The organism is Aquidulcibacter paucihalophilus (assembly GCF_002105465.1).
GTDB classification, from domain to species: Bacteria; Pseudomonadota; Alphaproteobacteria; order Caulobacterales; family Aquidulcibacteraceae; genus Aquidulcibacter; species Aquidulcibacter paucihalophilus.
The window spans coordinates 1-8,483 of the sequence record NZ_NCSQ01000063.1 but is presented as its reverse complement, the minus strand read 5'-3'; the positions used below and the strand labels follow the sequence as shown (position 1 = coordinate 8,483).

Sequence of the window (8,483 nt, the reverse complement as noted above, 5' to 3'; positions counted from 1 at the left end):
AAACTTAGAAACGGGAACTCGCACTTCGCCTAGAATCTACAATGAGCGATCAGAGTAAAGCGTTTCGCGACCTGTATTTTGAAGATCTTTGGCGTGAATTTTACCAACGTTTCGGCGATTGGAAAACCGCTGAAGAAAAATCAGATTGCACGGAGGAGATTGGTGTCCGCGCCGTCAATAATCATTGTGGAATTAGCGCGATTTGGTTGCTTGCTCTTTTGCTTCATGAGGGGGGCGATGTGGAGCTAACCGACGCGCAGCTTAGTTCAGCGAAGACACTAATTGAACGGCGATACGGCAAGAGCTTTTTGGAAGTTCTGTCGGAGATAAAGGATGCCCCAACAATGGACGAGTAGGCGTGTAGGCAATGATACGCCAGCCTAACCCTTCAGGCCCGCAATCCAGCCATCAATCATTGCCAGACTCCCTTGATAGGCAAGGTCTGGCGCAATATCGGCCCGCATTTGGCCTTCAAGGGCCAAGGTACCAATCCCGTGGCTGAGAGCCCATAAAAGTTGAGCCCCCTCGATTGGACTTGGGCTTGACAGACTTTGCTCGTCCAAGAAGCGCGCCATTAAGTCCAGCAAAGTCGCGGCCGGGGCAGACGCCGCCCGGTGCAAAGCGGAAAAACGGTGGCGGTCGGAAAATTCCTTGCTGCGCATCAGCCGATACAGATTTGGATTGTCCAAGATAAAGCGCACATAATTCGCCCCACCCGCGGCGAGCGCTTCTCGCAGACTTGGTTGGATCGCCTGGATGTCCTGCTTGCGGATTTGCAGGCGTTCAAAGCCCTCTGTTGCCACCGCCGCCAAAAGCTCTGCCCGGTCGGCAAAATGATGATAGGGCGCCATTGAGCTTACCCCCACGGCGCGGGCGAGCCCTCGCAAGGATAGCCCATCTGGCCCGTCCTGCTCCAACATGTCCAGCGCGGCGTGGATCAGGGCGGCCCGCAATTCTCCATGGTGATAGGATTTTTTATCCACGAAACCCTCCTTGACGCCCCTTAGCAATTTATCTATGCGTTGCAAACTTTACATCGTAAGGATTAAGACATGCTGATCATGACGGGCGCAACGCGGGGACTGGGGCGGGCCGCAGCCGAAGGCCTGAATTTCAAGGGCACCAAAATCATCGGTGCGCGCATGGTTCAAGAAGTCCCGCACGGTTGGCAGGGCCTAGCGCTCGACCTCAGTCGACTCGATGCTGTGCGCGCCTTTGTGGCCGCTTTGCCGGATGAGCCTGTCTCGCATCTTATTCTCAATGCTGGAGGACAAACCCCTACGGCCCAAACCCGCACGCCAGACGGCTTTGAAGCCACCTTTGCCACCAATCATTTGGCACATTATCTCATGCTACGCTTACTTATGCCCCGGCTGACGACTGGGGCCCGCATTGTGATTACCGCTAGCGGCACGCATGACCCGCGCGAGAAGACAGGCGTGCCCCCGCCCCGCCACGCCGATGCCTATCGCCTTGCCTATCCGGAACGGGAAGACCGACCCGAAAAATCTGACCTAGTGGCGGGCATGCGGGCCTATTCATCCTCCAAGCTGTGCAATGTGATGACCGCCCGCTTCCTCGCCGAAACACCAGAGGCTCAAAGCCAAGGCTGGCAAGTTTTTGCCTATGATCCCGGTGCCACCCCGGGCACGGGTCTCGTGCGGCATCATTCCTGGGCCATACGAAATCTGATTTGGCCAATCCTGCCGCTTGTGGTGCCCTTATCACCTGCTTTCAACACCGTGGAAGCGGCCGGGCGGGGCCTCGCCGAACTCGCCCTATCCGCGAAAGCCCCAGAAGCCAAGGTCTATGCAAGCTTGCGCCGCGCGCGCCTGACGTGGCCAGACCCATCCGTGATCGCCCAAGACGACGCCGCTTGCGCCAAACTGTGGCAGGATAGCGCAGACTTGGTGGGCGTTTAGAGTGCCGCGCCTTTGGGGCATTGCGAACGCCATGCAACATTTAATAAATTGGTTTTTTGAGCTATTTCTCCTTATACCGGCTGTGCCGCAGGCTCTGCCGGGCCAAACTGGGTGCCCAAATTTGCGCAATAAGAATTGTCGGGCTGCTGCAAGGCCGGCGCAGCGCGGCATAGAAGCGTTCCAGAAGACGAATCTTCCTCCCACGCCCTGGCGCAAAAGCGCCCGCTTATGCCTTCAACAAAATCCGGCAGATCGATTCCAGGCCTGCTTGGTCTTCGTCGTCAAACGCGGCAAGCTCCGTGGAATCCACGTCTAATACGGCGGCAAGGGCACCGGTTGCATCATAGACGGGCACGACGATCTCGCTATTAGAGCGGCTGTCGCAAGCAATATGCCCCGGAAAAGCATGCACGTCTTTGACCACTTGGGTTTGGCCGGAAGCGGCAGCCGCCCCGCACACGCCCTTGCCAAAAGGAATGCGCAAACAGCCCAATGTGCCTTGATAGGGCCCCACCACCAGCTCTGTCGGTTTGAGGGGATCAACCACATAAAAGCCGGTCCAGAAAAAACGTGGGCCAAAGGCCTGCACCAGAAGGCTGACGGCCGTGGCATAACGCGCGGTGTGGCTGGTCTCGCCTGCCACGACAGAGGCGATCATCGCCTCCACTTCGCGGTAACGAGCGGGCTTCTCGAGGGGCAAATCGTCGGGGGAAAAAGTTTCGGCCATGGCGGCTATCTATGACCTGCCCGCCCCGATTGCCAGTGGTGCTGGCAGAAAGTCTCAGTGCGCGAAGCGGTAAAGATAGCCTGTGACCTTAGACAGGGTTTCAAACCCAAGGGCGCGCAAGATGGGCTCGCTCGTCGGCAAGGCTTCAGAAAACACCCACTTACAGCCCATGTCTGCGGCAGCTTGCACGCGGGCCTGTACGACGGGCCGGTAAAAGCCGCGACGGCGGAAATCCGGATGGCTCGCCCCACCATAAAGGCCTGCAAAGTCACTACCCTCTGTCCGCGTCAGGCGGCCCATCGAGACGGGTTGCCCCTGAGAGAGACCCAACCAAAAAGGCTCAGCGCCTAAGGCGCGTTGGAGCAAGTCTTCCGGGCTCTTATCCCAATTATTTCCAAAGGCTTGCAGCACCAAGTTAAAGCAATGACTGGCCTGCTCCAGCGTGTGGATTTGGATGACTTCGAGGCCCGGGACACGGGCGGGCGGGCCTAAATCAGAGGCACGGGTGAGGATGGTTTCTGTCGGCTGGCGCTCAAAGCCTGCCGCCATCAGGGCCTCAGCAAAACCGTCAGGCGCGTCATGGGCATAAAGCTTCCACTCAAGATCATGGGCCCCTGCCGCACGGGCCACGTCTAGCTCAGCCGCAATCACGTCTTGAACATCAGATGCCGGGATATTCTGCCAAATGATCTGGCCATGATCGCGGGTCACATATGGGGTTTGCGTCCAAGACTTTGGTAGGTTGGCCATATCGGCTCGACGTCTTTGGCTGGCATCAAAGGCCGCACGCAAATCTTCGACTGTCATCGGACTAAAGCAGCCAAGCGCCCAAATTGGGTCGCCAAGACCCCGTCAATTGGGGCTGCTAAGCCATCGAGCTTTGACTCTGTGCTGCCAGTGACCAGATAGGTGACCTGCAGCTTGGTCTTGCCGGCCTGGGTTGCGGGTTTGAGGCTAAAGGTCATGGTCGCGCGTACCGCCATGCCCTGCAAGGGGCCAAAGCCGCCCTCTATCCGCAAAGCTTTGCCCGGCATGGCCATAATTACGCGGGCATGTTCTACCCCACCAGTCGCCCAAGTTTCACACCAGCATCCGCCCGGTCGCACATCTAAGCTCAAATTCTTGGCTTGGCCGGAATAGGTGTGGTCTGAGGACCACCAGGTCGAGATTTGGGTTAGATTTTGCCAAGCTTCGGCTGGCGCGCCGGCAAGTTCAACTTCATAGGCCAAGGCGATCTGGCTGGAGCTTGCGGCTTGTACCGCGGCGCAGGCTGGACTGGCCGAGATCAAGAGGGCTGCTACGATCAGCCAATGCCCCCCTGCCCCCAATTTCATGCCGCTTTCTTCGCAGCAGGTTTGGCCACCTCAGACACCACAGTCTTGCCATACCAGGCTTCGCCCTCATCAAAGAAGTCGCGCATCACAGGGACAATGGTTTCGGCAAAGGAGACCAAGAACAAATGTCCGCCGCCCTTCACGATGTGAAGCCGTGCATTGGGGGCAAGGCTGGCGATCCAACGGCCATTGATTTCCGGTACGATTTTGTCCTTGTCACCCATCATCACCAACGTCTTGGCCTGCAAGAAGGGCAAGAACCAAGCGCTTGTCCAACCCATCATACAGGTCAGCTGTTGCATATAGCCAATGGTGGAAGGCGGTAGCAGGCGCGAGGCATGGCCATCCGACCCGCTGGCATCGCCGCCATATAAAGTACGGAAATTGGCCAACATATATTCCTTATCGACATAGCGACGGGGGCTGGCCATTTTCATCAAAACTTCGGGGTCACCCGGCACCATCAACATGCCCATACTGGTTGCAGCCAAGAGCAAACGGCCGGTGCGCTTGGGGTTCTGCCACGCAAATTGCTGGGCCATTGCCCCGCCCCATGACACACCCATGACATCGACCACATCAAAGCCGTAATGATCCAACAGCTTGGCGGCAAAAGCGCAGATCATCCATGGGCGATAGGGCAAAATCGGATTGGGGGACTTGCCAACCCCTGGCATGTCAAACGTGATGATGTCGCGATCAACAAACCAATCGGCCAAAGGGGCCATCAGCTCGATATTGGCCCCGATGCCGTTGAAAAACAGGATCGGTCGCGGACGGTCCTTACCTGCTTTACCGGGAAGGTCCGTGCGCCACACGGCGGCGCGGACGGTGCGCCCGCCGATGGTGACGCGTTCGAACTGGGCCTTGCGGCCTGTCGTTTCGGTAGGTGAAGACACGTTAGACTATCCTTTTAGCGATCCCTGAGCTGGGCTTTATGGTCGATCAAGATGGTTGCCAAACTCTTACGCTTGGAATGGTCCGCCCGATATAGGCTTTTTACTCATTGAACGCGTAGCGGCCAGGCGCTGGATCGCCAGCTGGATGGTTCTTGCTGCCCACATCTGTTGGGGCGGCCTTCATCGGGCCAGAGCGCGCCTTCAGCCATTCGCCCCACAAGGGCCACCACGAGCCTGGAACCTCTTTAGCCTCTGCCATCCACTCATCCGTCGTTGGCGGTGGCTTGCCCTCATTGCGGTAATATTTCGCCTTGGGATTGCCCGGTGGGTTCAACAGCGCCTGAATATGGCCCGAGTGGGAGAGAATGAATTCAATATTGTCTGACCCGACCAATTGGGTCGTACGATAACAGGCTTTCCAGGGCGTGATGTGGTCGGTGACGCCAGCAATGACGAAAAGATCATTTTTGACCTTAGTCAAATCGACAATATGGCCGGCAAATTCCACTTCGCCCGGTCTGGCGAACGGCTGCTTGGGATACATGTCGAGATAGTCCGAGTGCAATTTCGCCGGCAAATTGGTCGTGTCATTATTCCAGAACAAGACGTCAAATGGCGGGGGATCTTGGCCCATCAGATAATTATTGATGACATAATTCCAGATGAGATCATTCGGCCGCATCCACGCAAACATCCGGCCCAAGGAATCGCCTTCCAAAATACCCTTTTTGGCAGAGCGCTGGCGGGCAAGCTCAATCCCATGCTCGGACACCAACGCCCCCACTTCGGAATCTTCCTTTTGCGGGTCGAGCACATTGACCATTAAGCTCACCGCATTGACGCGATTATCGCCAAGGCTTGCGAGTTTAGATAGGAAGGTTGCCGTGGTGATCCCGCCCGAACAGGCACCCGACACATTGAGCTTTTTGGCCTTGGTGATCTCTAAGATCACATCGCTAGCCTTAATCAGCTCATCGACATATTCGGCTAAGCCCCAATCGCGATGTTCCACCCGTGGATTGCGCCACGACACGAGGAATGTCGTCAAGCCCAAAGAGCCCAAGAAGCGGACGATGCTTTTGTCGGGCGAGAGGTCGTTCACATAGGCCTTGTTGATCTGTGGCGGGATGATCAAGAAGGGGATAGCATGGACCTGCTCGGTCGATGGCGCATATTGGATCAGCTCCATCATCTCGGTCTTATAGACAACCGCACCTTTAGAGGTCGCCAAGTTTTCACCCACTTTGAATGGACGCTTATCGACTTGGCTGACTTGGCCGCCATTTTCCGTGAGGTCGCGATAGGCATTTTGCAGACCCTTAATCAGGCTCATGCCGCCGCTTTCATACGCGCGCTTGATAGCGGCAGGATTGCCGATCAGCGTATTGGTAGGCGAGATTGAGTCGATGATCATTTGCGACACAAAACTGGCGCGGGCCCTTTCCATCTCATCGAGATCGAGATCAGCCAGCCAGGTGCCAACGTTTTTTTGCACGGCCAGATAATATTGCATCCCCATGCGATAGATGGGGTTATATTTGAAGGTAATGTCCATGAAGCGCTTGTCTTTGGCATCGGGTGCCAGATCGCTCTCATTCTTCAAAATTTTGACGACATCATCGCCCAAGGCTTTCAGATGCTTGGTTGTGGTGGCAGGCTTTGCGGTCACTTCCCGCATCATCAGAGCAACAGCCCCCATCAGGTCTTCGCGGGCCAGGCCCATCATGGCCGTCAGGGCCACGGTATTTTGTGCGGCTTCGTCACCAAGATTGATTTTCTGCTTCGACATTCAGACCTCCCCGCCCCGATGATTCATTGCTCGACCCTCGCAGGCATTGTCAGAAGCGAGGTTATGACGGCAATTGCTAATCGTGAAGTTGTTTGTGCTGTGATATGCGCGATTGGTTACGGATTTTCGTCGTTTGCCTGCTTCTGACTGCTTTAGGATGCCGAAACATGAGTGGAACCAGCCCGACTAAGGACAAAATCCTCGCAAAATCGCGTGAGCTGTTCAACAGCGAGGGCTTTGGTGCCTTGGCCGCTGTCGATATTGCCAACCATCTTTCGATGTCACCGGGCCATCTCTACTACCATTTCAAGGGCAAGGCCGAAATTGCCGCTGCCCTTCTGTCCGCCCATATTGGAGAGTTGGAGGCGATCAAGGGTGCCGCGCTCGAAACATGTTCGGGCGAAAACGCCACGATTGAGACGGCGTGGACATGGGTCCACATTCTGGTGGAAGAGGCATGGGATGCCCGCTTTGCCTACCGCGAACCCCTATCGGTTGTCCGCGTAGATGCCCGCTTGGCCAATCAGATCCGCCATATGTTTGCCGTTCAGCATGACGCAGCCTACGGCCTACTGGATGCGCTGCGCGCCTCTCAAGCCATTGTGGCCACCGATGAGGCGTTTGATGGCCTCGTCAATCAGCTTGCCTTGGGCCTCGCTTTCCAATTGGTTCGGATGGAATTTGATGCCCCAGTTACAGAAATGCCGCGCGCACTGATTGCACGCGCGGCGGCTCTGATCATGTTGCCAATCACGGGCTTTATCCGCCCAAATCAGCCCGCAGCTTAAGCAGCTTCGGTTTCGGTCTTCTTCGACGCTTTAGGCGCAGCCTTAGCCGCCTTCAAAGCTTCTACTTCAGCGGTCAAAGCTTCGATCTTAGCGGTCAAGGTTTCGATTTGGGTGCCCAAAGCGAAGATGTTGATCGGTGCGACTTTGTCCATGAAGGGCGAAACCTTCTCAACAACGGTCTTGCGAACGGCTTCAAAGCGCTCTTCCAACTCATGGATGCGGGTTTCCGAAGCGGTTTTGACTTGTGCCGTGGTCTTTTCGACATATTCGGTCACTTTGCCAGCGGCTTCGTTCTTGGAGATGCTGGCGCGAACCAGATCTTCCACTTGCTCACCCTTTTCAACCAATTGGTCGAACATTTCATTGGCTGCACCCGTTACTTTTTCCACGCGGCCAGCGGCTTCTTGATACACGCGGCCATAAGCGCCAACGCCTGCCAACCAGATCTTGCGGGCGATTTCGAGGCCCTCTTTACGAGCAGTCTCAACAGTTTCGGTGACTTTGTTTACGTCGGTCATTTTTCTCTCCTTTACCGGGCTGCGTGGGGGGGAGGAGCAGCCCTTTGGTATTCGATGGGCAGGATATAGCGAGGACTTTTAGAAAGCGCATACTAAATGCTGCAATGCAGCATTCTTTGCCTGATCTGACGGGTACGGCGCGCATCACAAACCGCTGTCATCCCGGACGGCGGTAGCCGATCCGGGACCTCATTGCGCACATTCGGAGGGAGANTTGGTGATCCTTCCGGCCCACCAAACCGCTGCTTCAATTGTTCTTGCGACAGCTGGGTGGTCAAGTGCGCAGCTTTGCTGCGTCGCGGTGCGATCGGTTTTCAAAGAAAACCGACACTTGACGACCCAGATGTCCCGCTCAAACTCGACCATCCGCTTTGGTGAAACACAGGTTTCACCAAAGCGGTTCTAAGTGGAAATCTATATGCCGCTGTCATCCCGGACGGCGGTAGCCGATCCGGGACCTTGTGCCGCACAAAAAAACGCCCCGACCTTTCGGTCAGGGCGCTCAT

The 8,483-nt window shown here is 56.2% G+C and carries 10 protein-coding genes; 3 read left to right on the top strand and 7 right to left on the bottom strand.

All coding sequences use genetic code 11. From position 1 onward, the window contains the following. The first annotated feature begins 41 nt into the window (after positions 1 to 41). Entirely contained in the window at positions 42 to 356 is a 315-nt protein-coding gene (locus B7364_RS05215; protein WP_085338881.1) for a hypothetical protein, read from the top strand. A 24-nt stretch (positions 357 to 380) separates the two neighbouring features. Here the strand turns inward: B7364_RS05215 and B7364_RS05210 are convergent, their stop codons facing one another. Then, positions 381 to 983, bottom strand: coding sequence for a TetR/AcrR family transcriptional regulator (locus tag B7364_RS05210; RefSeq protein ID WP_157893506.1), 603 nt, complete (start codon positions 981 to 983; stop codon positions 381 to 383). Between the two features lie 69 nt (positions 984 to 1,052). Here B7364_RS05210 and B7364_RS05205 point away from each other — a divergent pair, with 69 nt between their 5' ends. After that, a complete protein-coding gene (locus B7364_RS05205) occupies positions 1,053 to 1,922 on the top strand; it encodes an SDR family NAD(P)-dependent oxidoreductase (RefSeq protein WP_085338879.1) in 870 nt (289 codons plus the stop codon). Positions 1,923 to 2,148: 226 nt separating this feature from the next. Here the strand turns inward: B7364_RS05205 and B7364_RS05200 are convergent, their stop codons facing one another. The 5 genes from B7364_RS05200 to B7364_RS05180 all read right to left on the bottom strand — a co-directional run bounded on the left by B7364_RS05200 (position 2,149) and on the right by B7364_RS05180 (position 6,671). After that, positions 2,149 to 2,649, bottom strand: a complete 501-nt coding sequence (locus B7364_RS05200; RefSeq protein ID WP_085338878.1) for a GAF domain-containing protein — start codon at positions 2,647 to 2,649, stop codon at positions 2,149 to 2,151. A gap of 54 nt (positions 2,650 to 2,703) precedes the next feature. Further along, positions 2,704 to 3,456: a GNAT family N-acetyltransferase gene (locus B7364_RS05195; RefSeq protein WP_085338877.1), complete on the bottom strand. Its 753-nt coding sequence runs from the start codon at positions 3,454 to 3,456 to the stop codon at positions 2,704 to 2,706. Beyond that, positions 3,453 to 3,983, bottom strand: a complete 531-nt coding sequence (locus B7364_RS05190; RefSeq protein WP_085338876.1) for a hypothetical protein — start codon at positions 3,981 to 3,983, stop codon at positions 3,453 to 3,455. Before B7364_RS05190 ends, B7364_RS05195 begins: the two co-directional genes overlap by 4 nt. Next, positions 3,980 to 4,882: an alpha/beta fold hydrolase gene (locus tag B7364_RS05185; RefSeq protein ID WP_085338875.1), complete on the bottom strand. Its 903-nt coding sequence runs from the start codon at positions 4,880 to 4,882 to the stop codon at positions 3,980 to 3,982. Before B7364_RS05185 ends, B7364_RS05190 begins: the two co-directional genes overlap by 4 nt. 100 nt (positions 4,883 to 4,982) lie before the next feature. Beyond that, positions 4,983 to 6,671: an alpha/beta fold hydrolase gene (locus B7364_RS05180; protein WP_085338874.1), complete on the bottom strand. Its 1,689-nt coding sequence runs from the start codon at positions 6,669 to 6,671 to the stop codon at positions 4,983 to 4,985. A 167-nt stretch (positions 6,672 to 6,838) separates the two neighbouring features. On the opposite strand from B7364_RS05180, the gene B7364_RS05175 reads away from it, so the two are divergent. Continuing rightward, positions 6,839 to 7,459 (top strand): TetR/AcrR family transcriptional regulator, encoded by a 621-nt coding sequence (locus B7364_RS05175; RefSeq protein WP_198534055.1) that lies wholly within the window; start codon positions 6,839 to 6,841, stop codon positions 7,457 to 7,459. Here the strand turns inward: B7364_RS05175 and B7364_RS05170 are convergent. After that, positions 7,456 to 7,977, bottom strand: coding sequence for a phasin family protein (locus tag B7364_RS05170; protein WP_085338872.1), 522 nt, complete (start codon positions 7,975 to 7,977; stop codon positions 7,456 to 7,458). The genes B7364_RS05175 and B7364_RS05170 overlap by 4 nt on opposite strands. Between the last annotated feature and the right edge of the window lie 506 nt (positions 7,978 to 8,483).

Coding starts and splice junctions, on each gene's coding strand:
- B7364_RS05215 (WP_085338881.1), top strand. CDS start 42: ATGAGCGATCAGAGTAAAGCGTTTCGCGACCTGTATTTTGAAGATCTT.
- B7364_RS05205 (WP_085338879.1), top strand. CDS start 1,053: ATGCTGATCATGACGGGCGCAACGCGGGGACTGGGGCGGGCCGCAGCC.
- B7364_RS05200 (WP_085338878.1), bottom strand. CDS start 2,649: ATGGCCGAAACTTTTTCCCCCGACGATTTGCCCCTCGAGAAGCCCGCT.
- B7364_RS05195 (WP_085338877.1), bottom strand. CDS start 3,456: ATGACAGTCGAAGATTTGCGTGCGGCCTTTGATGCCAGCCAAAGACGT.
- B7364_RS05190 (WP_085338876.1), bottom strand. CDS start 3,983: ATGAAATTGGGGGCAGGGGGGCATTGGCTGATCGTAGCAGCCCTCTTG.
- B7364_RS05180 (WP_085338874.1), bottom strand. CDS start 6,671: ATGTCGAAGCAGAAAATCAATCTTGGTGACGAAGCCGCACAAAATACC.
- B7364_RS05175 (WP_198534055.1), top strand. CDS start 6,839: ATGAGTGGAACCAGCCCGACTAAGGACAAAATCCTCGCAAAATCGCGT.
- B7364_RS05170 (WP_085338872.1), bottom strand. CDS start 7,977: ATGACCGACGTAAACAAAGTCACCGAAACTGTTGAGACTGCTCGTAAA.